Origin of the sequence: Streptomyces roseicoloratus, assembly GCF_004117935.1 — a bacterium.
Lineage (GTDB): Bacteria > Actinomycetota > Actinomycetes > Streptomycetales > Streptomycetaceae > Streptomyces > Streptomyces roseicoloratus.
On sequence record NZ_SDOY01000118.1, the window covers coordinates 1 to 25,699 of the forward strand.

Below are 25,699 nucleotides of genomic sequence, written 5' to 3' on the forward strand. Positions count from 1 at the left end.
GCCCGCCGCTGAGGCCGCGCCCGTCGAGGAGGCCGCTCCGGCCCGCCGTACCCGTCGCCGCGCGACCCGCGCCGTGACGTCCCCGGAGCCGGTCGAGACCGCTGCCGAGACCGAGCCCGCTGCCGAGGCCCCGGCCGAGGCCGTGGCGCCCGCCGCTGAGGCCGCGCCCGTCGAGGAGGCCGCTCCGGCCCGCCGTACCCGTCGCCGCGCGACCCGCGCCGTGACGTCCCCTGAGCCGGTCGAGACCGAGACCGCTGCCGAGACCGTGGCCGAGACCCCGGCCGAGGAGCCCGCCGCCGGGGCCCCGGCCGCCGAGACCGCCGCTCCGGTCGCCGCGGAGGCCGCCCCCGCGCCCCGTACCCGCCGCCGTGCCACCCGCAGGACCGGGACGCCCGAGGTGACCCCGGACGTGGCCGCCGAGCTCTCCGCCGAGACCTCCGGCGAGGAGCTGCCCGCCGACACCGTCGAGGAGATCGCCTCGCACGCCGTCGAGGTCGCCGCCGCCGAGCAGGCCGCCACCCGTGGCCGCTCCCGCCGCCGCGCCACCTCGCCGCAGTTCGCCGCGCCGTCCGAGACCGAGGAGGCGCCGCGCTCCCGCCGCGCCACCCGTCCGGCCGTCGCCGTCTTCCAGGCCCCGGTCTTCACCGAGCCCATGTTCCAGACTCCGGAGACCGCCGCGGCCATGGCCGCCGCCGAGGTCGTCGAGGAGGAGCCGGAGGAGGAGACCGCCGAGACTCCCGAGGCCGTCGAGACGGTCGAGGCCGTCGAGGCCGAGGAGTCGCCGCGCTCCCGCCGCCGTCGCCGCCGCCGTGGCGAGCCGGTCGCCGTCGAGCCCGTCCCGGCCACCGTCGCCGACGAGCCCGAGGTCGAGTCCACCCCCGAGGCGGAGGCCGAGGCCGAGGCCGAGGAGGGCGACGAGTACGAGGACCGTCCGTCCCGTCGCCGTCGCCGTGGCGGCCGTCGCCGTCGCCGCGGCGAGCTCTCCGAGGTCGAGGAGACCGAGGAGGAGGGCGAGGAGACCGACGCCGAGGAGACCGAGTCCGACGCCGAGGAGGAGCCGGAGGAGGGCGAGGAGACCGAGGCCGGCGGCTCCAGCAGCTCCCGCCGTCGCCGCCGTCGCCGCCGGCGCAGCGGCGACGCCGCCGGCGAGGCCGAGACGACCGACGAGGACGGCGTCCGCACGGTCGTCAAGGTCCGCGAGCCGCGCCCGGCCCGCGAGAAGGCCGAGCCGTCCGACGAGGTGCAGTCCATCAAGGGCTCCACCCGCCTGGAGGCCAAGAAGCAGCGCCGCCGCGAGGGCCGCGAGCAGGGCCGCCGCCGCGTCCCGATCATCACGGAGGCCGAGTTCCTCGCCCGCCGCGAGGCCGTCGAGCGCGTCATGGTCGTCCGCCAGAACGGCGAGCGCACCCAGATCGGCGTCCTCGAGGACAACGTGCTCGTCGAGCACTACGTCAACAAGGAGCAGGCCACCTCGTACGTCGGCAACGTCTACCTGGGCAAGGTCCAGAACGTGCTGCCGTCCATGGAGGCCGCCTTCGTCGACATCGGCAAGGGCCGCAACGCCGTCCTGTACGCCGGCGAGGTGAACTTCGAGGCGCTCGGCATGGCCAACGGGCCGCGCCGCATCGAGTCCGCCCTCAAGTCCGGCCAGTCGGTCCTCGTGCAGGTCACGAAGGACCCGATCGGCCACAAGGGCGCCCGTCTGACCAGCCAGGTCTCCCTCCCGGGCCGCTACCTCGTGTACGTGCCCGAGGGCTCCATGACCGGCATCAGCCGCAAGCTCCCGGACACCGAGCGCGCCCGTCTGAAGACCATCCTCAAGAAGATCGTCCCCGAGGACGCGGGCGTCATCGTGCGCACCGCCGCTGAGGGCGCGAGCGAGGACGAGCTGCGCCGTGACGTCGAGCGGCTGCAGGCGCAGTGGGAGGACATCCAGAAGAAGGCGAAGAGCGGCAACGCGCCGACCCTGCTGTACGGCGAGCCGGACATGACCGTCCGGGTCGTCCGCGACATCTTCAACGAGGACTTCTCCAAGGTCATCGTCAGCGGTGACGAGGCGTGGGAGACCATCCACGGCTACGTCGGCCACGTCGCCCCGGACCTCACCGACCGCCTGTCCAAGTGGACCAGCGAGGTCGACGTCTTCGCGACGTACCGGATCGACGAGCAGCTGATGAAGGCGCTCGACCGCAAGGTCTGGCTGCCGTCCGGCGGCTCGCTGGTGATCGACAAGACCGAGGCGATGGTCGTCGTCGACGTCAACACCGGCAAGTTCACGGGCCAGGGCGGCAACCTCGAGGAGACCGTCACCCGGAACAACCTGGAGGCGGCCGAGGAGATCGTCCGCCAGCTGCGCCTGCGCGACCTCGGCGGCATCGTCGTCATCGACTTCATCGACATGGTCCTGGAGTCCAACCGCGACCTGGTGCTGCGCCGCCTCCTGGAGTGCCTGGGCCGCGACCGGACCAAGCACCAGGTGGCCGAGGTCACCTCGCTGGGCCTGGTCCAGATGACCCGCAAGCGGGTCGGCCAGGGCCTCCTGGAGTCCTTCTCGGAGACCTGCGTCCACTGCAACGGCCGCGGTGTCATCGTCCACATGGAGCAGCCGTCCTCGCACGGCGGCGGTGGCGGCGGCAAGCGCTCGAAGAAGCGCGGCCGCGGCGGCGACGCTCACGAGCACGGTCACGAGCACGCCCACGAGGCCGTCGCGACCCCGGCCGAGACCCACGAGGCGCCGGCCGAGCAGGTCGAGACGCCGGCCGAGGTCGCGGCGGAGCTCGCGGCCCCGGTGGCCGTGCCCGAGCTGATCGGCGCGGACGAGGAGCTGTACGGCAGCATCGCCGAGGCCGAGGCGGCCGCCGCCCGCGGCCGTGGCCGTCGCCGGGCGACCCGCCGGGTGTCGGCTCCCGTCGCCTCGCCGGCGGTGACCGAGACGGAGACCTACGAGGTCGTCGTACCGGAGCCGAAGGGCAGGAAGGCCAGGGCCGAGCAGCAGCCGAAGGCGGAGGAGAAGGCGAAGGTTGAGGCCCCGGCCCCGGTCGCCGAGACCCCGGCCGCTCCGGCCCCGGCCGCCGAGGCCCCCGTGGCCGAGCCGGCCGCGGAGGAGACGCCCGCGCCGCGTACCCGCCGCCGTGCCACCCGCAAGGCCACGGCGCCGGTGACCGCCACCGCGGAGCCGGCCGCCGAGCCGGTCGCCGAGACGGCGGTCGAGACGGTCGCCGTCGAGGAGACCCCGGCCGTCGCCGAGGCCCCCGTCGTGGAGCCGGCCGTCGTCGAGGAGGCCCCCGTGGCCGCCCCGCCGCGGGCGCGCCGCCGGGTGGTCCGCAAGGCGACCGCCCCGGCGGGTGCGTCGGCCGGTGCCGAGGAGGCCGCCGTGGTCGTGGTGGCGTCCGCCGCCCCGGCCGCCGAGACGGCGGACTCCGGGACCACGGAGCCCGGCGCAGGGTCCGCCCCGTCCGCGGAGGAGGCCGCCGAGGCCGCCGCTCCGGCCAAGAAGACGGCCCGCAAGACCGCCGCCAAGAAGGCCACCGCGAAGAAGGCCGCCACCAAGAAGACGGCGGCCAAGAAGACGGCGGCGAAGAAGACGACCGCCAAGAAGGCGGCCGCCAAGAAGACCGCCGCCCCCGCGCAGGACTGACCAGTCACCGACGCGACCCGTGTGGACCGTCCTCCCGCCGAGGACGGTCCACACGGCATTCAACCGGAATCGGAACCAGGAACCAGCCCGATGAACAACACCCCCGCCCCCCGCGTGCGCAAGGCCGTGATCCCCGCCGCCGGCCTCGGCACGCGCTTCCTGCCGGCCACCAAGGCGACGCCGAAGGAGATGCTGCCGGTCGTCGACAAGCCGGCGATCCAGTACGTCGTGGAGGAGGCGGTTTCCGCCGGGCTGTCGGACGTCCTGATGATCACGGGCCGCAACAAGCGCCCGCTCGAGGACCACTTCGACCGGAACTACGAGCTGGAGGAGGCGCTGGTCCGCAAGGGCGACGAGGAGCGCCTGGCGCGCGTCCAGGAGTCCAGCGAGCTGGCCACCATGCACTACGTGCGCCAGGGCGACCCCCGCGGCCTGGGCCACGCGGTGCTGTGCGCGCAGCCGCACGTCGGCGACGAGCCGTTCGCCGTGCTCCTCGGCGACGACCTGATCGACCCGCGCGACCCCCTGCTGGCCCGCATGCTGGAGGTCCTCGCCGAGCAGGGCGGCAGCGTCGTCGCCCTCATGGAGGTCGACCCGGCGCAGATCCACCTGTACGGCTGCGCCGCCGTCGAGCCGGCCGCCGACGCCGACGTCGTACGGATCACCGGGCTCGTCGAGAAGCCGGACCCGTCCGAGGCGCCCAGCAACTACGCGATCATCGGCCGTTACGTCCTCGACCCGGCCGTCTTCGACGTGCTGAGCGGAACCGAGCCGGGCCGCGGCGGCGAGATCCAGCTGACCGACGCGCTGCAGAAGATGGCGGCCGACGAGAGTCTCGGCGGGCCCGTGCACGGCGTGGTCTTCAAGGGCCGCCGTTACGACACCGGCGACCGCGGCGACTACCTGCGGGCCATCGTGCGCCTTGCGTGCGAGCGCGAGGACCTCGGCCCGGACTTCCGCGCCTGGCTCAAGGCCTTCGTCGCCGAGAGTGCCGAAACCCCCGGGATTTGACCCCCCACGGGAGCCGCCCGTAACCTAGACCGTCGGCGTGTCGACTGATACGCCGCACCTCTGAGCACCTCCCTCCCGGTTCTCCGGGAGAGGCCGCTCGTCCGATCCCGGACCACCGCAGGCCCCAGGCCCGCGCGTGGGCGGCTGGCGTCAGAGGTCCCGTTTCCGAGTGAGAGAGAGTCCGCGTGTACGCCATCGTGCGCAGCGGTGGTCGCCAGCACAAGGTTGCTGTCGGCGACATCGTTGAGGTTGACAAGATTTCCACCGCCAAGATCGGCGACACGGTCGAGCTCTCGACCCTGCTCGTCGTCGACGGCGACGCCGTGACCAGCGACCCGTGGGTCCTGGCGGGCATCAAGGTCCAGGCCGAGGTCGTGGACCACACCAAGGGCGCCAAGATCGACATCCTGCGCTACAAGAACAAGACCGGCTACCGCCGTCGCCAGGGTCACCGTCAGCAGTACACGGCGATCAAGGTCACGTCCATCCCGACGGCCGCGAAGTAAAGAGGGACTGAGCAATGGCACACAAGAAGGGCGCATCGTCCACCCGGAACGGTCGCGATTCCAACGCCCAGCGGCTCGGCGTGAAGCGCTTCGGCGGTCAGGTCGTCAACGCGGGTGAGATCCTGGTCCGCCAGCGCGGCACCCACTTCCACCCGGGCGCGGGCGTCGGCCGTGGCGGCGACGACACGCTGTTCGCCCTGCAGGCCGGTTCGGTGCAGTTCGGCACCTTCCGTGGCCGCAAGGTCGTGAACATCGTTCCGGTCGCCTGATCGGACACTGTGCGGAGGCGGACCTCACTTCCCGGAAGGGAAGCGGGTCCGCCTTTCGCGTGTTACTAGATAGACATTCCCACCCATAGCTTTAGCTCTCTGGAGGCCCAACCATGACCACCTTCGTGGACCGCGTCGAGCTGCACGTCGCCGCGGGTAACGGAGGCCACGGCTGCGCCTCCGTCCACCGGGAGAAGTTCAAGCCGCTCGGCGGCCCGGACGGCGGCAACGGCGGCCGTGGCGGCGACGTGATCCTGGTCGTCGACCAGTCCGTCACGACGCTCCTCGAGTACCACCACTCGCCGCACCGCAAGGCGACCAACGGCAAGCCCGGTGAGGGCGGCAACCGCTCCGGCAAGGACGGCCAGGACCTGGTCCTGACCGTGCCCGACGGCACCGTCGTCCTCGACAAGAAGGGCAACGTGCTCGCCGACCTGGTCGGCGAGGGCACCACCTACGTCGCTGCCCAGGGCGGCCGTGGCGGCCTCGGCAACGCGGCGCTGGCCTCCGCCCGGCGTAAGGCGCCCGGCTTCGCGCTGCTCGGCGAGCCCGGCGACCTCCAGGACATCGTCCTGGAGCTCAAGACGGTCGCCGACGTGGCGCTCGTCGGCTACCCGAGCGCCGGCAAGTCCTCGCTGATCTCGGTCCTCTCGGCCGCGAAGCCGAAGATCGCGGACTACCCCTTCACGACCCTCGTGCCGAACCTCGGCGTGGTCACGGCCGGCTCGACCGTCTACACCATCGCCGACGTCCCCGGCCTGATCCCGGGCGCCAGCCAGGGCCGCGGCCTCGGCCTGGAGTTCCTGCGCCACGTCGAGCGCTGCTCGGTGCTGGTGCACGTCCTCGACACGGCGACGCTGGAGTCCGACCGCGATCCGGTCACCGACCTCGACGTCATCGAGGAGGAGCTGAAGCAGTACGGCGGCCTCGACGACCGCCCGCGCATCGTCGTCCTCAACAAGATCGACATCCCGGACGGCCAGGACCTCGCGGACATGATCCGCCCGGACCTGGAGGAGCGCGGCTACCGCGTCTTCGAGGTCTCCGCGATCGCCCGCACGGGCCTGAAGGAACTCTCCTTCGCGCTGGCCGACATCGTCGCGAAGGCCCGCGCGGCCAAGCCGAAGGAGGAGGCGACCCGCATCGTCATCCGCCCGAAGGCGGTCGACGACGCCGGCTTCACCGTCACCTACGACGAGCACGAGGACGTGTACCGGGTGCGCGGCGAGAAGCCCGAGCGCTGGGTCCGCCAGACCGACTTCAACAACGACGAGGCCGTCGGCTACCTCGCCGACCGCCTCAACCGCCTGGGCGTCGAGGACGAGCTGATGAAGGCCGGCGCCCGCGCCGGCGACGGCGTCGCGATCGGCTCCGAGGAGAACGCGGTCGTCTTCGACTGGGAGCCCTCGATGGTCGCGGGCGCCGAGATGCTCGGCCGCCGCGGCGAGGACCACCGCATGGAGGCGCCCCGCCCGGCCGCCCAGCGCCGCCGCGACCGCCAGGCCGAGCGCGACGACGCCCAGCGCGAGTTCGACGAGTTCGACCCGTTCTAGGGCGTGCAGGGGGCCGCCGGCCGCGGCCCCTTGCCGTACCGCAGGCATACCGAAACGCCGTACCGCAGGCATACGAAACGCCGTACCGCAGGCATGCGAAAGGGGCCCGGTCTCCTCGTCAGAGGAGGCCGGGCCCCTTTCACGGACTCGTCAGGCGACCGGGGCCGGTTCCGGTTCCGGGTCGGAGTCCTGCTGCTTCGACTCCGTCGGTCCCGTGGACGTCCGGTCCGGGCGCGGGCCGAAGCCGGGCTTCGCCCGGAGCAGCGGCAGGATCAGGATGCCGATGAAGATCGGGCCGATCATGTAGCGCCACAGCGGCGCCGGGTTCGCGGCGAGGACGGTCAGCTGGAGGCCCAGCGTGACCGCGAACAGCGCCGTCGTGCCCTTCAGCTTGGTGCGGCGGCGGAACAGCAGCACGATCGCGTACGTCGCGTAGCACCAGATCGCCCCGCGGAACAGCAGCCACTGCAGCTGCGGCACCTTGAACGTGCGCCAGGAGAAGTCCGCGACCTTGTGCAGCGGCTCCGACAGCGGGCGGATCTTCAGCTTCGGCCGGTACTCGCTGCGCTTGATCTCCTCGTTCCACTTGAGGTAGCTGAACAGCGTCTTCGAGGTCTGCGGGTCGCTCAGCAGCGTGTTCGCCCGCAGCTCCTTCGGGCCGGGGAAGATCGCCCACGCGATGTGCGCCCGGCACACCCGCGCGCCGATGACCAGGTCCGGCGTCCGCTTCATGACCCGCTCCCACAGGGCCATCAGCTCGTCGTTGCGCTCGGCCGCGAGGGGCCGGTTCATCGGCGGGGACTCCATCGCCCAGTCGGCGTTGTAGCAGTTGGCCGCGCGGCCCTTCCAGTGGGACAGCGGCGCGATGCTGGACATCAGCGCCTTGTCCTCCTTGGTGAAGAACCCGGGGCGCTGCCCGTAGGCGACGGCGATGTCCGCGTAGAAGAAGGCGTACACGGCGTCCTTCGGCGGGGTCTTCACCCCGGCCGCCGGGTAGATCACGGCGGTCAGCAGACCGAAGATCAGCACCGGCACGGCGGTCGCCGCGAGCACCCAGCGCCGCATCGACGGCAGGGCGATCAGCAGGATCGGCGCGGCGACGACGGCGACCAGCATGCCGTTGTTGCGGAACAGCGCCACGGCCAGGAAGCCCAGGAAGAGCAGGGCGACGGTGCGGTAGAAGTCCTTGTCCCGGACGGTCTGGCGGCCGCGGGCCCGCCGTGCCGCCAGCCGGCCCGCCGCGCCGAAGGCGAGGATCGAGCCGATGACGAACGGCACGTCCTTCCACACGAAGATGACGAAGACGGCGGTCGGCGGCAGCAGCGCCGGCACGCACGCGGCGACGGCCGCCCACCGCTGCCGGACACCCCACTTCCGCAGGGTGCCGGCGCAGTAGGCGAGCGTCGCCGACATGGCGACCGTCTGGGCCAGCGTCAGGATCCACAGATCACCGGTGGTGTTCAGCGACAGCCACACCAGGGAGTCGTAGACCACGGAGTGGTTCGACATCCAGTTGTCGGTGGTGACGTGCCAGACGTAGGTGATCGAGTCGTAGCTCAGGGCGCCGGGGAAGAACGCCGCCCACCAGAGCAGGAAGAGAACCTGCGTCGTCGCGAAGACCGCGAAAGGCAGTCGGCGCTTCTCCGGGATTCTCTCCCACTGCTTGCTGAGGAAGGCGTTGCGCGGGAGTTTCAACTCGGCTCCGCTGGGCATAGTGGACGGACGGTCGGGACAGTCGAACAGGTTAGCCGGTTCAGACGGTCTCTCGGTCACGGGGCCGGGTCACCTCGGCCAGCGGCTGCTGTCCCGGCCGCGGCGGCACCGGACGCTCACCGATCGGCAGCACCGGCGGAACCTCGTTCTGGCCGAGGAACACCTTGCGCACCACCCGCTCGGCCGCCCGGCCGTCGTCGAACTCGCAGAAGGTCCTGCGGAACTCGGCACGGGCCGCGTCCGACTCGGGCCCGTTCCAGCGGCCCGAGGTGAAGACCTCCAGCAGCTCCTCCTCGGTCTGCACGGTCACACCGGGAGTGTCGACGGTGATGTCGAAGTAGGTGCCGCGCGTGGTGCGGTACACCTCCCAGTCGTTCGCGTAGATGACGATCGGCCGGTCGAGGTTCGCGTAGTCGAACATCACCGACGAGTAGTCCGTGAGCAGGCAGTCCGCGGCGAGGTACAGCTCCTCGACCGACGGGTAGGAGCTCACGTCGACCAGACGCGCGCCGCCGGCCGAACCGGAGGCCAGCAGGCTCTGGTCGTAGAAGTAGTGCGCGCGCACCAGGAGCGTGAACTCGGAGCCGACCGTCTCCGCGAACTTCTCCAGGTCCAGCATCTGCTTCGGGGCGTCGTGGTAGTCGCGGTGCGTCGGCGTGTAGAGGATCACCTTGGTGCCCTCGGCGATGCCGAGCTTCTTGCGGGCCGCGGCCACGTCCGCCGCCGACGCGTTCACGAGCTGGTCGTTGCGCGGGTAGCCGTACTCCAGCGCCTCGTAGTACGAGGGGTAGGCGCGGTCCCAGGCGGCGGTGGAGAAGCTGTTGGAGGTGAGGCTGTAGTCCCAGCGGTCCACCCGGTCCATCAGCCGGACCAGGTTCATCCCGCGACGGCCGACCGGGTAGTCCGCCAGGTCGACGCCCATGCGCTTGAGCGGGGTGCCGTGGTGGGTCTGGAGGTGGACCTGACCGGGGCGCTTGACCACGGACGGCGGGAAGTTGACGTTGTTGACGAAGTACTTGCCGCGCGCCATGGCCTTCCAGAACCCGAGCGAGCCCGGGTGGACGGTCGGCACGCCCTTCGGCGGACGGCTGGTGGCGTCGTTCTTGAGGATCCACACCGCCTTCATGCCGGGCGCGAGTTCCTTCATCTTCTCGTGGATCGCCGCCGGGTTGCAGGAGTACGAGCCGTTCCAGTACGCCGCGAAGACGGCGACGTCCTGCTGGACCGGGAGCAGGCGCTGGGCCCGGTAGTAGGCCTGGAGGACGCGCTTGCGCAGCTTCTTCTTCAGCTTCGCCGGCACGGACTTCTTCTGCTTGAGCGAACGGACCGTCTTGCGGGCCTTCTCGCGGTGCTTGGCCGGGATCATCTGGCCCTTGCCGCGCGGGGCGGCCGGGTGGCCCTCGGGACGGAGACGTCCCTCCGCCTCGGCCCAGCGCTCGCGGAACTCGGCGCGCGCGTCGTCGGGCAGGCGGCCGGGCGAGACGTCGACCACGCGGAAGTGGTTGACCATCCGCTCGTACAGGGCGCCGCGGTACTCGTCGAACCGCGGGTTCTCGTCGAGGAACGCGAAGACCAGGTCGTACTGGTCGAACACGTCGAAGTGCTTGCGGCTCGTGCTGTGCAGGATGCTGCCCTGGCGCCGCTGGCGGTAGTAGACGCAGACGCGGTCGAGCACGGCGATGGTCTCCGCCGCGATCATGACCGGGTAGGTCCAGGGGGTGTCCTCGTAGTAGCCCGAGGGGTACTGGAAGCCCCACTGCTCGATGAAGTCCCGGCGGTACGCCTTGTTCCACGCGACCTGGAGCAGGTTGAGCAGCTCCGGCTGGTCCTTCAGCGCGAAGACGCCCTGCTTGGCGGCCTTGGCCAGCACGTCGGCACGGGCGTTCGGCGTGATCCGGCCGTCCCAGTGGGTGCGCGAGTAGTCGAAGACCACCAGGTCGGGGTTCTCGGCCTCCTCGATGCGGCGGGCGATGGCCTGGAGCGAGCCGGGCAGCATCGTGTCGTCGCTGTCGAGGAAGAGCAGGTACCTGCCCTTGGCGCGGGCCATGCCCGCGTTGCGCGCCCGGCCGAGACCGACGTTCTGCTCCAGGTGCATCGCCACGACGCGCGGGTCGGCCTTGGCGTAGTCGTCGATGATGGCGCCGCAGCCGTCCGGCGAGCAGTCGTTCACGACCAGGAGCTCGTAGTCCCGGAACGACTGCTCGAGCACCGAGTCCAGACAGTCCCGCAGGAACGCCTGCACCTTGTACGTCGGAACGATGATGCTGAACAGGGGGACTTCGGAACCGGAGGAGGAGTGCGTCTGTGTCATCTCAATACCGTGGAATCTGACGGGGGAGACAGGCCGTGACCGCCGGGTCAGCGCTGGCTCGTGGACAGGGCGTAGCCGAGGAGCGTGCGTATGGTCTTCGACTGCCCGTGCCGCACCGCCCCCGGAACCATTGTCAGCGCGTGCAGTCGCATGGACAGGTGGCGACGCGCGGCGCGCGCGGCCTTCGGCCAGCCGTGGGCGTCGAGGTCGTCGGCCACTTCGTGGAAGAAGCGCACGGCCTCGCCGAAGCGGGCGCCGGACACGGCTTCCGCCGAGGAGAGGCTGCCGGAGTGCCGGCGGTAGCGGAACACGGTCGTCGGGTCGACGACCAGCTTTCCGCCGCGCCGGATCAGCTCGATGATCAGCGCGAGATCCTGGATGACCGAGAGGTCCTCCCGGAAGCTGATCTCCTTGACGGCGTCGGCACGCCAGACGATGGACGGGAAGTAGAGCCAGTTGCCGCCGAGGAGGTTGGCGGCCAGCGACTCGCCGGACAGCACCAGGCGCCGCCCGGTGGTCTTCGGCGCGTACAGGCGCTTCTTCACCTCGTCGCCGAGGGTCGTCGAGGGCTTGCCGTGCTCGTCGATGACCTCGACGCCCGGCTGGTAGATCGTCGCGTGGGGGAACGCCGCGACGGCGGCGCGCATGGTCGCGACGTAGTCCGGCAGCAGCAAATCGTCGCTGCCGAGCATGCTGAAGTGGCGGGACTCGACGAGGTCGACGCACTTGCGGAAGTTCCGGGTGATGCCCAGGTTCTGCTCGTTGCGCAGGTAGCGGACCCGGCTGTCGCCGAGGGAGGCGAACCACTCGGGCACGCCGGGCTCCTTGCCGTCGTCGACGACGGTCAGGCGCCAGTTCGGGTCGCTCTGCTCCAGCACGCTGCGCACGGCGGCCTGCATCAGACCGGTGTCGCCGTAGTGCGGCAGCATGATGTCGAGCGGCTCGCCGGCCGTCGTGCCGTCGGCGCCCCGGGGATTCTGCACCGCGGTCACTTGGTCTTCCCCTTGGGGCCGAGGGCCGAGCGGCGGCTGAGCGCGAGCAGCAGGATCATGCCGATGCGGCCCAGGTAGAGCGTGGCCTTCCAGGGCGACTGGCTGGGCGTGCCGGTGGCGCGCGGGCGCATGGCGACGGGCACCTGCTCGACGCGGTAGCCGGCCCGGACGACGGCGATGGTCGACTCGACCGTGTCGCCCAGGTACTCCACCGGGTACCAGTGCGCGAAGACGTCGATCAGGTCGCGGTTGGAGGCGCGGAAGCCGGAGGTGACGTCGGTCAGCTTGGTCCTGGCCATCTTCGACAGCCAGAAGGCGAGCACGACCATGGCCCACTTGCGCGGGCCGCGGGTCTCGTAGTCGCCCGTGCCGGCGAAGCGCGCGCCCATGCAGAGGTCGGCGCCCTGGTCCAGGCGGGCGAGCAGCTCCGGCACGTTGCGCGGGTCGTGCTGGCCGTCGGCGTCGACCTGGATGGCGACGTCGTAGCCGCGGTCGTACGCGTAGCGGTAGCCGGCGCGCATCGCGCCGCCCACGCCGAGGTTGTAGGGGAGCGTCATCACGGTCGCCCCGGCGGAGCGGGCCACCCGGCTGGTGTCGTCGGCCGAGCCGTCGTCGACGACGAGGACGTCGACCCCGGGAAGCGTCGCGTAGACCTCCTTGACGACGTCGGCGACGCCCTCGGCCTCGTTCCACGCGGGCATGATGATCAGTACGCGCTTGCCGTCGATCACTTGAGGCCCCCCTGCCCGGCCCGGCCGGCCGCGTCCGCGGACGTGGTGTGCTCCGCGACCTGCTTCTGCAGTTCCTGTACGTCGATGCGGAGCAGTGCCACCTCCTCCGAAAGGGTGCGGCCCTCCTCCTCGAGGTGACCCACCTCCCAGCTCAGCTGGAGGCAGACGATGAAGAGGAACGCGACGCTGAGGAAGAGCAGCAGGCTGACGCCGGAGCGGACGCCCACCGCGCGGGCCACCGAGTCGAGGCCGCTCGGGAAGAAGCCCAGCGGGATGATCACCAGTCCGGTGAGCACCCAGAGGAAGGCGTACTTCTCCTTGAGCTTGCGGCGGCGCAGCAGCTCGACGATGCACGCGACGAGAAAGACTCCGGTGACCGAAGTCAGCATCCACAACTTCACGCGGGGCTCCGGTCTATCGGACGACTCATGGAAACGGCCTGTCTACTTTTTCCGGGGGAGGGGCGAAGGACGCCGCGATACCGCAGCACACTGTCCGTCGCGTTGGTCACGGAGAGTGAGGGAATGGTGATCATTCCTATGAGTGCACCGAACGGTAGCGTACACGAGGGCGAAGAAGGATCGTCATGCAGGCCACCACGGCCAGCGACCCCACGGCGTAGGCGATCTCGACCCTGGTCCGCAGCTCCAGGGGACTCAGCGTGACCGCCAGGAGCACCGCCGTACCGATGATCCAGGACACCAGCTGCTGCCGTGCGCCGCCACTCGTGAGCAGCGCCTGACCCAGCACCATCGCCATCATGTAGAGCGTCGTGCCGACCGACAGCCACAGGAAGTCCACGGGCCCCAGCACGTCCGGAGAGCCGAACAGCACCGGCAGCAGGAACGGTCCCAGCGCCACCGCGACGACCCCGAACACCACGCCCATGCCGCCGGTGAGCGCGCAGGCCCGCAGCAGCAGCCGCCGGTAGCCCTGCGCGTCGCCCTCGGCCTGCGCCGTGGACAGACCCGCCAGCAGCGAGGCCTGGAAGGCGCCGAACGCGAAGAGCGGCACGCGGGCCAGGACCAGTGCCGACAGCAGCGCCGCGACCAGGGCGCTGTCGTCCGTGGAGATCAGCTTGGTGCTGATCACCGCGATGTTCACGAGCACCTGGGCGAGCAGCGTCGAACCGACCAGCAGCCCGAGGTGCTCGATCAGCTCGGGCCAGTGCGCGGTCGAACCCGGCCGCGCCCCGCGCAGCACCGGCGGCAGCGTCACCAGCACCGAGATCAGCGGCGCGACCGTCATCACCGCGGCGAACGCCACCACGGACGTGACGCCGGCCAGCGCCAGGGCCACCGAGAACACGATCCTCAGCAGCCCGTCGAGCCCCAGCTGCAGCCCGTACGACTCGAAGCGGCCGAGCCCCGCGAGCACACCGCGGGTCACGTGCGCGCAGGCCAGCGCCGCGAAGGCGCCGCCGAGCGCGGCCACCAGAGCCTTGTCGCCGTGGAAGAGGAGGTCCGCGATCGGACCCGCCCACACCGCCAGCGGCAGCAGCACCGCCGCCAGCAGCGCGGAAGAGAGGACGGCGCCCCGCCGCAGCACGGGCAGCGCACCGTCGCCGGCCACCACCCGGGCGGCCACCACACGGGTGACCTCCTGCTCGACCGGGAAGAACAGACCCAGACCTATGGAGGCCACCACGGTCCACAGGACCGAGAAGCTCGCCATGTCGTCGACGGAGAGCGAATGGCCCGCCGCCGCGAGATGGACGTAGTTCGCCCCGCCGAGCAGCGCGGTGCCGATACCCACGAAGGCGGTACCGCGCGGCAGAGCGGTGGTGATGCGGTCGAGCACGGTCACGCGCCCGACCGTCCGCCCTCGACCGGGGCCGGGCCCGCGCCCGGGGCCATGACCTTCAGCGCCTCGGTGAGCTGCTCGCGCCAGTGCGGCTGCACCGCCACGCCCGCCTCGGCCCAGCGCTCGTGCGCCAGGACGCTGAAGGAGGGACGGCGGGCCGGCCGGACGAACTTCTCCGAGGTGGTCGGCCGCACCCGCTCCGGGTCCAGGCCGGTCAGCTCGAACGTCGCCCGCGCCAGGTCACACCAGGTCGCCGTCTCCGACGCGGTGCCGTGGTAGACGCCCGCCGGGGCCTCGCCCCGCACGGCCGCCGCGCCCAGGTCCCGCAGCTGGCACGCGAGCGCCCGGGTCCAGGTCGGCTGGCCGCGCTGGTCGTCGACCACGTCGAGGGTCTCGCGCTGGGCCGCCAGGCTCAGCATCGTCGCCACGAAGTTCCGGCCGTGGGCGCCGTACAGCCAGGCGGTGCGCACCACGTAGCCGCGCTCGGGCAGCAGCTCCAGGACCGCCTCCTCGCCCGCGAGCTTGCTGCGGCCGTAGGCGTTCACCGGAGAGGTCGGGGCGTCGTGGGGGTACGGCTCGGTCGCGTCGCCCGGGAAGACGTAGTCGGTCGAGACCTGGATCAGCACCGCGCCGGTCACGGCGCAGGCCGCGGCGAGGGCGCGCGGGCCGTCGCCGTTGATCCGGGTGGCCGCGGCCTCCTCGGTCTCGGCGCCGTCGACGTCGGTCCAGGCGGCGGCGTTGACGACCACGTCGTGGCCGTCGACCGCCGCGCGGACCGCGTCGGCGTCGGTGATGTCGAGCTCGGCGCGGGTCAGCGCGGTCACGTCGGCGCCGGCCTCGGCCAGGACCTCGGCGAGGTCGCGGCCGAGCATGCCGGCCGCGCCGGTGATCAGCCAGCGGGTGGGGGCGTCGGCACTCATCAGGCCAGCGCCGCCTTGGCCTTCAGCGGCTCCCACCAGGCGCGGTTGTCGCGGTACCACTGGACGGTGTCGGCGAGGCCCTGCTCGAAGGTGACGAGCGGCTGGTAGCCGAGCTCCTCCTGGATCTTGGCGATCGACAGGGAGTAGCGCAGGTCGTGGCCCTTGCGGTCCTCGACGTGCTCGACCATGTCCCAGCCGGCGCCGCAGGCGTCCAGCAGCAGACCGGTGAGCTCCTTGTTGGTGACCTCGGTGCCGCCGCCGATGTGGTAGACCTCACCGGCGCGTCCGCCGCGGAGCACCATCTCGATGCCACGGCAGTGGTCCGAGACGTGCAGCCAGTCGCGGATGTTCAGGCCCTCGCCGTACAGCGGGACCTTCTTCCCGTCCAGCAGGTTCGTGGTGAACAGCGGGATCATCTTCTCGGGGAAGTGGTACTGCCCGTAGTTGTTGGAGCAGCGGGTCACCACGACGTCCATGCCGTGCGTGCGGTGGTACGACAGCGCCAGCAGGTCCGAGCCGGCCTTGGAGGCCGAGTACGGGGAGTTCGGCGCGAGCGGCCAGTCCTCGGTCCAGGAACCCTCGGCGATCGAGCCGTACACCTCGTCCGTGGAGACGTGCACGAACCGGCCGACGCCGTGCCGCTTGGCCGCGTCGAGGAGCACCTGGGTGCCCAGCACGTTCGTGGTGACGAACGGCGAGGAGTCCAGGATCGAACGGTCCACGTGGGACTCGGCGGCGAAGTGCACCACCGCGTCCTGGCCGCGCATGACGTCGTCGACGGTGGCGTAGTCGCGGATGTCGCCCTGGACGAAGGTGTATCCGGGCTTGTCCGCCACGGGGGCGAGATTGGCCTCGTTACCCGAATAGGTGAGGTTGTCCAGGACGGTGACCTGGGCGCCCTCGCTGGTGGGCAGCTCTCCGGAGAGCAGTGCCCGCACGAACTGTGAACCGATGAACCCGGCGCCGCCGGTGACCAGAATCCTCATAAGGGCCACCATTCTATGGGCTCGGGTGCCGGCACCAGTTCGCCCGGTGTTCCGTGGCCGTTCTCACGCGGAGGGCCAGTGGCCCTTCTCACGCGGGGCGGGGGCGGGGGTGGCGGTGGGCCCGTCGGTGCTGCCGTAGGCTGCGTGCCCATGCGTGGAATTTTGCTTGCCGGTGGTACCGGCTCCCGACTGTGGCCGATCACCCGAGCCGTGTCGAAGCAGCTGATGCCGGTCTTCGACAAGCCGATGATCTATTACCCCCTGTCGACCCTCGTGATGGCGGGCATCAGGGAGATTCTGATCATCACCGGCCCCGAGGAGCGTCCGCAGTTCGAGCGGCTTCTGGGCGACGGGTCCGATTTCGGACTGGACATCCAGTTCGCGACCCAGGAGAAGCCGAACGGAATTGCCGAGGCCTTCGTCATCGGTGAGGAATTCATCGGTGACGACCCGGTCGCCCTGATCCTCGGCGACAACATCTTCCACGGCGTCGGCCTCGGCCGGCAGCTCGCGAAGTACGGGCAGCCCGAGGGCGGCGTGGTCTTCGCCCACGCCGTCTCCGACCCCACCGCCTACGGTGTCGTCGACTTCGACGAGAACGGCGTCGCCCGTTCCATCGAGGAGAAGCCGAAGAACCCGAAGTCCCGCTACGCGGTGCCGGGCCTCTACTTCTACGACAGCCGGGTCGTCGAGATCGCCAGGAACCTCGAGCCGAGCGCCCGCGGCGAGCTGGAGATCACCGACGTCAACAAGTACTACCTCGACCGCGGCGAGCTCCAGGTCTCCGTCCTGGACCGCGGCACCGTCTGGCTGGACACCGGCACCTTCCAGTCCCTGGTCCAGGCCTCCGAGTACGTCCGCGTGGTCGAGGAGCGCCAGGGCATGAAGATCGGCTGCCTCGAGGAGGCCGCCTGGCGCGCCGGCTTCATCGACGACGCCCACCTGCGCACCCTCGCCGAGCCGCTGACGAAGAGCGGATACGGCGACTACCTGCTCGACCTGCTGGCGCACGAAGCCGAGCAGGCCTGAGACCCGAGAGAGGAAACGGCTCTTTCCATGAAGGTCAACCCCCTTGGTATCGAGGGCGCCTGGGAGTTCGTCCCGCAGCAGCACGGCGACGCCCGCGGTCTCTTCCTGGAGTGGTACAAGGCGGAGCGCATGGCCGAGGCGGTCGGCCACCCGCTGAACCTGAAGCAGGGCAACCTCTCGGTGTCCGCCGCCGGTGTCGTCCGCGGCATCCACTTCGCCGACGTGCCGCCCGGCCAGGCCAAGTACGTGACGTGCGTGCGCGGCGCGGTCCTCGACATCATCGTGGACGTCCGGGTCGGCTCGCCGACCTTCGGCCGCTGGGAGGCCGTGCGCCTCGACGACCAGGACCGCAAGGCCGTCTACCTCTCCGAGGGCCTCGGCCACGGTTTCTGCGCGCTGACGGACGACGCCACCGTGACGTACCTCTGCTCCGAGGGCTACGCGCCGGAGCGCGAGCGCACCGTCTACCCGCTGGACCCGGAGATCGGCATCGAGTGGCCGGTCGACGGCGTGCCCGAGCTGTCCGCCAAGGACGCCGAGGGCCCGACCCTCGCGCAGGCGCGCGAGGCGGGCATCCTGCCGGTGTACGAGGAGTGCGTGGCGTTCCGCGCGTCGCTGGCGGAGCGCGGCTGACGCCCCGTCGGATCCCAGTCGTGCGGCGGCGGCCCGGCGGTCTCCCTCCGGGGAGCGGCCGGGCCGCCCTGCTTCGTCCCCGTTCGCGTTAGGCTGCCCGAATGACGTGGCTCATCACCGGCGGCGCCGGCTACATCGGCTCCCATGTGGTCAAGTCCATGACGGAGGCCGGTGAGCGGGTGGCCGTCCTCGACGACCTCTCCACCGGCGACCCGGCCCGCGTCCCGGCGGGCGTACCGCTGGAGCGCGGCAGCGTCCTCGACCGCACGGCCGTCGACCGGGTGCTGCGCGAGCACGCCGTCACCGGGATCGTCCACCTCGCCGCGAAGAAGGCCGTCGGCGAGTCCGTCGAACTCCCGCTCCTCTACTACCGCGAGAACGTCACCGGCCTCCAGGTCCTCCTCGAGGCCGCGGCCGGGGCCGGCGTCCGGTCCTTCCTCTTCTCCTCCTCCGCCTCCGTGTACGGCATGCCCGACACTGACCTGGTGACCGAGGACACCCCGTGCGCCCCGCTCAGCCCCTACGGCGAGACGAAGGTCACGGGCGAGTGGATGGTGCGCTCGGCGGGCCGCGCCCACGGCATGGCCACGGCCTGTCTGCGCTACTTCAACGTGGCCGGCACCGCCGCCCCCGAACTTGCCGACACCGGCGTCAACAACCTCGTGCCGATGGTCTTCGAACGGCTCGACGCCGCACGGCCGCCGCTGATCTTCGGCGACGACTACCCGACACCCGACGGCACCTGCGTCCGCGACTACATCCACGTCGCCGACCTCGCCGACGCCCACCTGGCCGCCGCCCGCCGACTCGCCGAGCGGGCCGCGAAGGGCGCGTACGACGACCTCACGCTCAACATCGGCCGCGGCGAAGGCGTCTCCGTACGGGAGATGATCGGCCTGGTCCGCGAGGTCACCGGCCGCGACGTCGAGCCCGAGGTCGTCGCGCGGCGACCCGGCGACCCGGCGAAGGTGGTCGCCTCCGCCGAGCGGATCTCCGCCGAACTGGGCTGGACCGCCCGCCACGACGTCCGTTCCATGATCGCCTCCGCCTGGGAAGCCCGCGCCCGGGGCACCGACGGCGCCGTCCGCGGCGCCGCTCCGGCCGCTGTCCAGCCGGCGGAATAGGCGGGCGGGGCCCGAACCGGCTCGCGTAGATTGCCTGTCGAGGCGAGAGCACGAGCACGACGGCGAGGACCACGCAGGTGACAGAGGCAAGGCAGTACGTGACGGAAGCCCGCAGGATCGTCGTGAAGGTCGGCTCGTCCTCGCTGACCACGGCGTCCGGCGGCCTCGACGCCGACCGCGTCGACGCCCTCGTGGACGTCCTCGCCAAGGTCCGCAGCGGCGGCGAGAAGGAGATCGTCCTGGTCTCCTCCGGCGCCATCGCCGCGGGACTCGCCCCGCTCGGCCTCACCCGCCGCCCCAAGGACCTGGCCCGCCAGCAGGCCGCCGCCAGCGTCGGCCAGGGCCTGCTCGTCGCCCGCTACACGGCCTCCTTCGCCCGGTACGGGGTACGCGTCGGCCAGGTCCTGCTCACCACCGACGACACCAGCCGCCGCGCCCACTACCGCAACGCCTACCGCACCCTCGACCAGCTCCTGGCCATGGGCGCCCTGCCCGTCGTCAACGAAAACGACACCGTGGCCACGGACGAGATCCGCTTCGGCGACAACGACCGGCTCGCCGCGCTCGTCGCCCACCTCGTCCGCGCCGACCTGCTCGTCCTCCTCTCCGACGTCGACGGCCTCTACGACGGCGACCCGTCCAGGCCCGGCACCTCGCGCATCCAGGAGGTGAGCGGTCCGGCCGACATCGCCCACGTCGAGATCGGCTCGGCCGGCAAGGCGGGCGTCGGCACCGGAGGCATGGTCACCAAGGTCGAGGCCGCCAGGATCGCCGCCGCCGCCGGCATCCCGGTGGTGCTCACCTCCGCCGTCCGCGCCGCCGACGCCCTCGCCGGCCGCGACACCGGCACCTACTTCCACCGCACCGGCCGCCGCTCCGCCGACCGGCTGCTGTGGCTCGCCCACGCGTCCACCCCGCAGGGCCACCTCACCCTCGACGACGGCGCCGTACGGGCCGTGGTCGAGGGAAAGAAGTCGCTGCTCGCGGCGGGTGTCGCGGCCGTCGCCGGCGAGTTCACCGCCGGCGATCCGGTGGAGCTGCGGGACACCACGGGCCACGCCGTCGCCCGCGGCCTCGTCAACTTCGACGCCAAGGAGATCCCCCGGATGCTCGGCCGCTCCACCCACGATCTGGCCCGCGAGCTCGGACCGGAGTACGAGCGCGAGATCGTGCACCGGGACGACCTCGTCGTCATGTGAGCCGCCATGGGAGCGACCGGGGGAGCCGCTATGGGAGCGACCGGGGGAGCCGCCATGCGAGCGGCCGTGCGAGCCGGCGCGGGAGCAGCCGCGGGAGCAGCCTCGCGAGCGACACGTGGGTCGTCGTGAGGGCGGCCGTGTGGGTCGCCGCTCGGGCCGCGGCGCGGGTCGTCACCCGCGCCGCCGTGTGAACCGAAACGGCTGAAACTCTGGTCATCCCGCAGGGACCTTCACCAAAACCGCCCCATGCGCCGCCCCGGGCTGGTCAACTTTGTCTCGGGGGCAACGGAGGGTGGGGACCACCAGCACGCGCAGCAGATCGCAGCACGCAGCACAGGCATCACACAGGAGGCCGCCGGTGAGACGAGCGCGCCCTGGGGCATCGCCCCGCGGGACGGCCGAACGCGCCCTGACGAGCGTCGAGGCCGGAGCCGACTTCGACGAGGAATCCTTCGACAAGACCCCCGAGAACACCGGGGCGGACACGAGGACACCGGAGCGGGAGGTGTCCAAACTCTGGCACATCACCCTCAGCGTCTCCGGTGCGGCCGCCCCGCTGCAGGAGGTGCGCCGGGCCCTCGAACAGCTGGCCCACGACCACCCCTTCCTGCTGACCAGCCGCTATGCGACCGACCACGCGGAGATCCGCTACTGGGAGGAGGCCCGCGACCTCCACGACGCCGCCGCCGTCGCCCTGCGCCTGTGGGGCGAGCACCGGCAGAGCGCCAAGCTGCCGCCGTGGGAGATCGTCGGCCTGGAGGTCATCGACCGGGAGACTTACCACCAGCGGATCGCCGAGGGCTACGGCCCGCCCCCGGCCGCCCCGGTCGGCGTCCACCCGTACTGACGCGGCCCCCGGCACCGACGAGAACCGGCCTTTCGCCATCCGGTCGGCGGACGTCTCGCAGTACGGGATGGAAGCGGGATACGTGAGGGATGTCCGCAGTGGTGCCAGTACCCTGCGGGCATGACCTCGCTCATGCCCTTCGACAACATGTCCCCGGTCGCCCAGGCCGCCTACCGGGCCCGCGCAGCGGCCGCACAGATCGCGCCACTCCCGCGCGCGACCAAGGACGACGCCCTGCTGGCCATGGCGGACGCCCTGGAGGTCCGCACGGCCGAGATCGTCGAGGCCAACGCCGAGGACATCGCCCGCGCCCGCGAGGCCGGCACCAGCGAGGCCATCATCGACCGGCTCACCCTCACGCCGGAGCGGGTCCGGGCCATCGCCGCCGACGTCCGGCACGTCGCCGCACTGCCCGACCCGGTCGGCGAGGTCGTCCGCGGCTCGACCCTGCCCAACGGCATCGACCTGCGCCAGGTCCGCGTCCCGCTCGGCGTCGTCGGCATCATCTACGAGGCCCGGCCCAACGTCACCGTCGACGCCGCCGCCCTCTGCCTCAAGTCCGGCAACGCCGTCCTGCTGCGCGGCTCCTCCTCCGCGTACTCCTCCAACTCCGCCCTGGTGACGGTGCTGCGCGACGCCGTCGGCGGCGCCGGGCTGCCCGCCGACGCCGTCCAGCTCGTGCCCGGAGAGTCCCGCGACTCCGTCCGCGAGCTGATGCGCGCCCGCGGCCTCGTCGACGTCCTCATCCCGCGCGGCGGCGCCTCGCTGATCAAGACCGTCGTCGAGGAGTCCACGGTCCCGGTCATCGAGACCGGCACCGGCAACTGCCACGTCTATGTCGACGCCGAGGCCGACCTCGACACGGCCGTCGACATCCTGATCAACTCCAAGGCCCACCGGGTCAGCGTCTGCAACGCCGCCGAGACCCTGCTGGTCCACCGCGACATCGCGGACGCCTTCCTGCCGCGCGCCCTGGACGCCCTGGCCGAGGCCGGCGTCACCGTCCACGCCGACGAGCGGGTCCTCGCCCGCGCCGAGGGCACCAAGGCCACCGTCGTCCCGGCCACGCCCGAGGACTGGGAGACCGAGTACCTCTCCTACGACATCGCCGCCGCCGTGGTCGACTCCCTCGACCGGGCCGTCGAGCACATCCGCCTGTGGTCCTCCGGCCACACCGAGGCCATCGTCACCACCTCGCAGGCCGCGGCCCGCCGTTTCACCCAGCTGGTGGACTCCACCACCGTCGCCGTGAACGCCTCCACCCGCTTCACGGACGGCGGACAGTTCGGCTTCGGCGCCGAGATCGGCATCTCCACCCAGAAGCTGCACGCCAGGGGCCCCATGGGCCTTCCGGAACTCACCTCCACGAAGTACATCGTGACCGGCGACGGTCACGTACGGTAACCGACCCCGGCCCGCCGGACGCCCGACCGGGGTGGGGACAGTTTGCGCTCTCCCTGCCCAAATCCCCCTCCCCGGTCTACTCTGAACCCGTGCCGGACGACGTGGGGGGCATGCCGTTCCAGGACGGCGGGGACCCCGATGACTCTGTCGACCGCGGCGGCGCCGACGAGGATTTCGCCACCGTGGTCTTCGACGAGGACTTCGTGCGGGCCGCCGAGTTCCACGAGCCCACCGCCGTCGAACGGCTGCTCGCCGCCGCCCAGGCCCGCGCCGAGGCCGAGGCCGCCCGGGCCCGCGCCGTCGCCGGCCTCGCCGACGAGGACCCCTACGAGGACGGCTACGACCTCTCCCGCCACCCCGACGGCTACGACCCGGACACCGCCGACGACGACTTCGGCCCCTACGGCCCCCACGGCGGCGCCCTGCGCCCCTATCGCGGCACCGCCCGCTGGCACCGGCCCGTCGCCTGGGTGCTCGCCCTCGTCATGGGCGTCGGCATGGTCGCCCTCGCCTTCAGCGCGGTCTACCGAGGCGCCTCCGCCAACCGCCAGGACCGCATGCCCCCGCCGGCCACCACCGGTGTCGACAAGCCCCGGGCCGTCCCCTCCGCCGCCACGGTGTCCTCCGCGCCTCCCGTCCCCACAGCGCCGGTTCCCGCAGCTCCGAGCGCTCCCTGAGGAGCCCTTCGCCCATTCGCCGCAGCAGCATCGGAGATTCTTCCGAAGTTGTCGTGTACCTGGGCGTTTACCGAAGCGCCCGCCGACCTACCCTGAAGGTATGGCAGGGCGTGGCGACCCGCCTGAGGGGACTCCCGAAGGACTCCCCGGCGGTGAGGACGAGTACCGATACCTCGTCTTCGACGAGGCGTTCGTCCGCGCTGCCCGGCTCCAGGAGTTCTCCGCCGAGGAGCGGATGGGAGAGCACTCCCAGGCGGTCCGCTCCCGCCCCGCCCATGAGGGCCGCGGCGGCTCCCGGCAGGCCCTGCTGCTCGTCCTGCTGATCGTGCTGGCCTTCGGTACCGCCGTCTACCTGGGCGTCCGCAACCCCTACCAGCCGCCTGCCGACCAGCGTGCCGAACCGCTCCGCATCACGATGGTCCCGCTCGCCCCGCAGGGACCGGTCCCCGGCGGCACCCCCGCCGGCCTCTTCGCCCACAGTCCCGTCGCCGGATACCCCTCCGGCGCCGCCGGCATCAACCTCCCCCTCGCCGCGCGCACCACGCACTTCTCCGAGAGCCAGGTGGTCGCCGCCCTCGGCATCGCCAAGGACTACCTGGTCGCCTCCTCCCTCGAACCCGACGTCCTGACCGGACGCACCGTCCGCCCGCCCCGGCTCCTCCTCGACCCCGACCAGCTGGAGCAGTTCGACCGCAGCGTCGAGGCGCCCCAGGACGACGGCGGTCACGCCGTCTCCGGCTGGCTGATCCGCTTCGACCCGCACGAGGTCGCCCTCGCCGACCCGGCCGTCCGCGTCCAGGGAACCCTGCGGTTCGCGGAGGTCGACACCGACGTCCTCGACGTCACCGCGGACCACACCTTCACCTACGCCGTCCGGCCCGCCACCTCGGGCAGCGGCCCGGCACCGCAGGCCTCCCTGTTCACCGTCCACCGCATGGTCCACTTCCGCTTCGACCGCGAGGACCTGCGGATGCACCGGGCCGAACTGCTGACCAGCACCGTCGAGGCCGGCCCGCAGTCCTGCGACGCCGACACCACCGGCGCGCTGCGACCGCTCCTCGCGGGCGAGCGGGCCGCCGACCCGAGCCGCCAGGCGGTCACCGACCCGTACGCCACGGGCCGGCCCACCACCTCCTCGCTCTGCGGCGCGCTGGCCCCGAGCGCTCAGCCCTCGTTCTGACCGGGCTCCGCGCCGTCCGCACCCCGCGGGCCCTGGGATCCCTGAGATCCCTGAGATCCCTCCGGCCCTTGCGATCCCTTCGCGCCGCCCTGGCCGCCCGCGCCGCCCTGGCCGCCCGAGGCGCCGCCGAACCGGCCGAAGAGCTTCCCGCCGAGGTCGCCCGCGAGGTCTCCGGCCCCGCCGGCTATGTCGCTGACCAGCTTCATCAGCGGATCCTTGCTGCTGCGCACGTGGTCCGCGTAGTGCCGCCCGGACTCCCGGAAGGTGTCGGTCACCGAGGTGTCCTTGTCCTCGGAGCGCCGCGGATAGTGGCCGTCCATGAGCCGCTGGTAGTCACGCGTCTCGGACCACTTCTTCAGCTCGGCCGCCCGCACGGTCGTGAAGGGATGGGTGCGCGGCAGCACGTTGAGGATCTTCAGGACGGAGTCGCGCAGGTCGCCACCCTTCTCGTACTCGTCGGCCTGGGCGAGGAACGCGTCCACGTTCATCTCGTGGAGGTGGTTGCCGCCGGCGATCTTCATCAGACCGCGCATCGAGGCCTGCAGGTCCTGGCCGACGAGCAGCCCCGCCCGGTCGGCCGACAGCTCCGACTTGCGGAACCACTCGCGCAGCGCCGTGACGATCGCCATGATCGCCACGTTCCCCAGCGGGATCCAGGCGACCTTGAGCGCCAGGCTGGTGAGGAAGAGGAGGATCGTCCGGTAGACCGAGTGGCCCGACAGCGCGTGCCCTACCTCGTGTCCGACGACGGCCCGCATCTCCTCCTCGTCGAGCAGCTCCACCAGGCCGGTCGTGACCACGATGATCGGCTCGTCGAGACCGATGCACATCGCGTTCGGCTTCGGGTCCTGCGTGACGTACATCGGCGGGACCTTCTCCAGGTCCAGGATGTAACAGGCGTCCCGCAGCATGTCGTTGAGGTGGGAGAACTGGGCGTCGCTCACTCGCACGGAGTCGGAGAGGAACAGCAGCCGCAGGCTCCGCTCGGGCAGCAGCCCGCTCAGTGCCTTGAAGACCGTGTCGAAGCCGCTCAGCTTGCGCAGCGCGACCAGCGCCGAGCGGTCGGCCGGGTGCTCGTAGGCCCGTGAGGAGATCCCGGGGAAGCGCTTGCGCTGCCGCCCGGGCAGATGGCCCTGATGGTTGTCGGTCATGGATGCCCCCTGTTCGTACGAGT

Annotated in this window: 22 protein-coding genes; 13 read left to right on the plus strand and 9 right to left on the minus strand. The window is 71.7% G+C overall.

Annotated elements, in window-relative coordinates:
• The 5 genes from ESG85_RS15790 to obgE form a co-directional block, all read left to right on the plus strand.
• The coding region (locus ESG85_RS15790; protein WP_164986252.1) for an Rne/Rng family ribonuclease at positions 1 to 3,637 on the plus strand (3,637 nt) is incomplete at its 5' end.
• A 90-nt stretch (positions 3,638 to 3,727) separates the two neighbouring features.
• Entirely contained in the window at positions 3,728 to 4,648 is a 921-nt protein-coding gene (gene galU, locus ESG85_RS15795) for a UTP--glucose-1-phosphate uridylyltransferase GalU (RefSeq protein WP_128979759.1), read from the plus strand.
• Between the two features lie 185 nt (positions 4,649 to 4,833).
• Entirely contained in the window at positions 4,834 to 5,154 is a 321-nt protein-coding gene (rplU, locus tag ESG85_RS15800; RefSeq protein WP_128979761.1) for a 50S ribosomal protein L21, read from the plus strand.
• A gap of 14 nt (positions 5,155 to 5,168) precedes the next feature.
• Complete coding sequence (rpmA, locus tag ESG85_RS15805) at positions 5,169 to 5,423, plus strand: 50S ribosomal protein L27 (RefSeq protein ID WP_010476314.1); 255 nt, start codon at positions 5,169 to 5,171, stop codon at positions 5,421 to 5,423.
• Between the two features lie 113 nt (positions 5,424 to 5,536).
• Positions 5,537 to 6,976, plus strand: a complete 1,440-nt coding sequence (gene obgE, locus ESG85_RS15810; RefSeq protein ID WP_128979763.1) for a GTPase ObgE — start codon at positions 5,537 to 5,539, stop codon at positions 6,974 to 6,976.
• 150 nt (positions 6,977 to 7,126) lie between these two features.
• Here the strand turns inward: obgE and ESG85_RS15815 are convergent, their stop codons facing one another.
• From ESG85_RS15815 to rfbB, 8 genes are all read right to left on the minus strand, one after another.
• A complete protein-coding gene (locus ESG85_RS15815; RefSeq protein WP_128979765.1) occupies positions 7,127 to 8,689 on the minus strand; it encodes a DUF6020 family protein in 1,563 nt (520 codons plus the stop codon).
• Positions 8,690 to 8,729: 40 nt separating this feature from the next.
• Positions 8,730 to 11,000, minus strand: coding sequence for a bifunctional glycosyltransferase/CDP-glycerol:glycerophosphate glycerophosphotransferase (locus tag ESG85_RS15820; protein WP_128979767.1), 2,271 nt, complete (start codon positions 10,998 to 11,000; stop codon positions 8,730 to 8,732).
• A gap of 47 nt (positions 11,001 to 11,047) precedes the next feature.
• A complete protein-coding gene (locus tag ESG85_RS15825) occupies positions 11,048 to 11,992 on the minus strand; it encodes a glycosyltransferase family 2 protein (protein WP_246095065.1) in 945 nt (314 codons plus the stop codon).
• Entirely contained in the window at positions 11,989 to 12,723 is a 735-nt protein-coding gene (locus tag ESG85_RS15830) for a glycosyltransferase family 2 protein (protein WP_128979769.1), read from the minus strand. Before ESG85_RS15830 ends, ESG85_RS15825 begins: the two co-directional genes overlap by 4 nt.
• Positions 12,720 to 13,112 (minus strand): DUF2304 domain-containing protein, encoded by a 393-nt coding sequence (locus ESG85_RS15835; RefSeq protein ID WP_246095067.1) that lies wholly within the window; start codon positions 13,110 to 13,112, stop codon positions 12,720 to 12,722. The genes ESG85_RS15830 and ESG85_RS15835 overlap by 4 nt, the downstream gene beginning before the upstream one ends.
• Before the next feature lie 148 nt (positions 13,113 to 13,260).
• Positions 13,261 to 14,529 (minus strand): polysaccharide biosynthesis protein, encoded by a 1,269-nt coding sequence (locus ESG85_RS15840; RefSeq protein WP_128979773.1) that lies wholly within the window; start codon positions 14,527 to 14,529, stop codon positions 13,261 to 13,263.
• Positions 14,526 to 15,446: a dTDP-4-dehydrorhamnose reductase gene (gene rfbD, locus ESG85_RS15845; protein WP_128979775.1), complete on the minus strand. Its 921-nt coding sequence runs from the start codon at positions 15,444 to 15,446 to the stop codon at positions 14,526 to 14,528. The genes ESG85_RS15840 and rfbD overlap by 4 nt, the downstream gene beginning before the upstream one ends.
• Entirely contained in the window at positions 15,446 to 16,432 is a 987-nt protein-coding gene (gene rfbB / locus ESG85_RS15850) for a dTDP-glucose 4,6-dehydratase (protein WP_128979777.1), read from the minus strand. The genes rfbD and rfbB overlap by 1 nt, the downstream gene beginning before the upstream one ends.
• A 150-nt stretch (positions 16,433 to 16,582) precedes the next feature.
• Here rfbB and rfbA point away from each other — a divergent pair, with 150 nt between their 5' ends.
• The 8 genes from rfbA to ESG85_RS15890 all read left to right on the plus strand — a co-directional run bounded on the left by rfbA (position 16,583) and on the right by ESG85_RS15890 (position 24,525).
• Complete coding sequence (gene rfbA / locus ESG85_RS15855) at positions 16,583 to 17,461, plus strand: glucose-1-phosphate thymidylyltransferase RfbA (protein ID WP_128979779.1); 879 nt, start codon at positions 16,583 to 16,585, stop codon at positions 17,459 to 17,461.
• 27 nt (positions 17,462 to 17,488) lie between these two features.
• Positions 17,489 to 18,094: a dTDP-4-dehydrorhamnose 3,5-epimerase gene (gene rfbC / locus ESG85_RS15860; protein ID WP_128979781.1), complete on the plus strand. Its 606-nt coding sequence runs from the start codon at positions 17,489 to 17,491 to the stop codon at positions 18,092 to 18,094.
• A 101-nt stretch (positions 18,095 to 18,195) separates the two neighbouring features.
• The gene (gene galE, locus ESG85_RS15865; protein ID WP_128979783.1) at positions 18,196 to 19,218 is read left to right on the plus strand and encodes a UDP-glucose 4-epimerase GalE; all 1,023 of its coding nucleotides are present in this window, start codon (positions 18,196 to 18,198) and stop codon (positions 19,216 to 19,218) included.
• A 77-nt stretch (positions 19,219 to 19,295) separates the two neighbouring features.
• Positions 19,296 to 20,417: a glutamate 5-kinase gene (proB, locus tag ESG85_RS15870; protein WP_181019043.1), complete on the plus strand. Its 1,122-nt coding sequence runs from the start codon at positions 19,296 to 19,298 to the stop codon at positions 20,415 to 20,417.
• A gap of 358 nt (positions 20,418 to 20,775) precedes the next feature.
• Positions 20,776 to 21,264 carry a hypothetical protein gene (locus ESG85_RS15875; protein WP_128979785.1) on the plus strand — a complete coding sequence of 163 codons (489 nt, stop codon included), beginning with the start codon at positions 20,776 to 20,778 and terminating at the stop codon, positions 21,262 to 21,264.
• A 120-nt stretch (positions 21,265 to 21,384) separates the two neighbouring features.
• The gene (locus ESG85_RS15880) at positions 21,385 to 22,668 is read left to right on the plus strand and encodes a glutamate-5-semialdehyde dehydrogenase (protein ID WP_128979787.1); all 1,284 of its coding nucleotides are present in this window, start codon (positions 21,385 to 21,387) and stop codon (positions 22,666 to 22,668) included.
• Positions 22,669 to 22,757: 89 nt separating this feature from the next.
• The gene (locus ESG85_RS15885; protein ID WP_128979789.1) at positions 22,758 to 23,345 is read left to right on the plus strand and encodes an SCO2584 family spore wall biosynthesis protein; all 588 of its coding nucleotides are present in this window, start codon (positions 22,758 to 22,760) and stop codon (positions 23,343 to 23,345) included.
• Between the two features lie 100 nt (positions 23,346 to 23,445).
• Positions 23,446 to 24,525, plus strand: a complete 1,080-nt coding sequence (locus tag ESG85_RS15890; protein ID WP_128979791.1) for an SCO2583 family membrane protein — start codon at positions 23,446 to 23,448, stop codon at positions 24,523 to 24,525.
• Here the strand turns inward: ESG85_RS15890 and ESG85_RS15895 are convergent.
• Entirely contained in the window at positions 24,510 to 25,676 is a 1,167-nt protein-coding gene (locus tag ESG85_RS15895) for a M48 family metallopeptidase (RefSeq protein WP_128979793.1), read from the minus strand. The genes ESG85_RS15890 and ESG85_RS15895 overlap by 16 nt on opposite strands.
• Positions 25,677 to 25,699: the final 23 nt, after the last annotated feature.

What these genes read in the sequence shown, in the direction of transcription:
- galU (WP_128979759.1), top strand. Translation starts at nt 3,728, where the DNA reads ATGAACAACACCCCCGCCCCCCGCGTGCGCAAGGCCGTGATCCCCGCC.
- rpmA (WP_010476314.1), top strand. Translation starts at nt 5,169, where the DNA reads ATGGCACACAAGAAGGGCGCATCGTCCACCCGGAACGGTCGCGATTCC.
- obgE (WP_128979763.1), top strand. Translation starts at nt 5,537, where the DNA reads ATGACCACCTTCGTGGACCGCGTCGAGCTGCACGTCGCCGCGGGTAAC.
- ESG85_RS15815 (WP_128979765.1), bottom strand. Translation starts at nt 8,689, where the DNA reads ATGCCCAGCGGAGCCGAGTTGAAACTCCCGCGCAACGCCTTCCTCAGC.
- ESG85_RS15820 (WP_128979767.1), bottom strand. Translation starts at nt 11,000, where the DNA reads ATGACACAGACGCACTCCTCCTCCGGTTCCGAAGTCCCCCTGTTCAGC.
- ESG85_RS15835 (WP_246095067.1), bottom strand. Translation starts at nt 13,112, where the DNA reads ATGCTGACTTCGGTCACCGGAGTCTTTCTCGTCGCGTGCATCGTCGAG.
- rfbD (WP_128979775.1), bottom strand. Translation starts at nt 15,446, where the DNA reads ATGAGTGCCGACGCCCCCACCCGCTGGCTGATCACCGGCGCGGCCGGC.
- rfbB (WP_128979777.1), bottom strand. Translation starts at nt 16,432, where the DNA reads ATGAGGATTCTGGTCACCGGCGGCGCCGGGTTCATCGGTTCACAGTTC.
- rfbA (WP_128979779.1), top strand. Translation starts at nt 16,583, where the DNA reads ATGCGTGGAATTTTGCTTGCCGGTGGTACCGGCTCCCGACTGTGGCCG.
- rfbC (WP_128979781.1), top strand. Translation starts at nt 17,489, where the DNA reads ATGAAGGTCAACCCCCTTGGTATCGAGGGCGCCTGGGAGTTCGTCCCG.
- galE (WP_128979783.1), top strand. Translation starts at nt 18,196, where the DNA reads ATGACGTGGCTCATCACCGGCGGCGCCGGCTACATCGGCTCCCATGTG.
- ESG85_RS15880 (WP_128979787.1), top strand. Translation starts at nt 21,385, where the DNA reads ATGACCTCGCTCATGCCCTTCGACAACATGTCCCCGGTCGCCCAGGCC.
- ESG85_RS15890 (WP_128979791.1), top strand. Translation starts at nt 23,446, where the DNA reads ATGGCAGGGCGTGGCGACCCGCCTGAGGGGACTCCCGAAGGACTCCCC.
- ESG85_RS15895 (WP_128979793.1), bottom strand. Translation starts at nt 25,676, where the DNA reads ATGACCGACAACCATCAGGGCCATCTGCCCGGGCGGCAGCGCAAGCGC.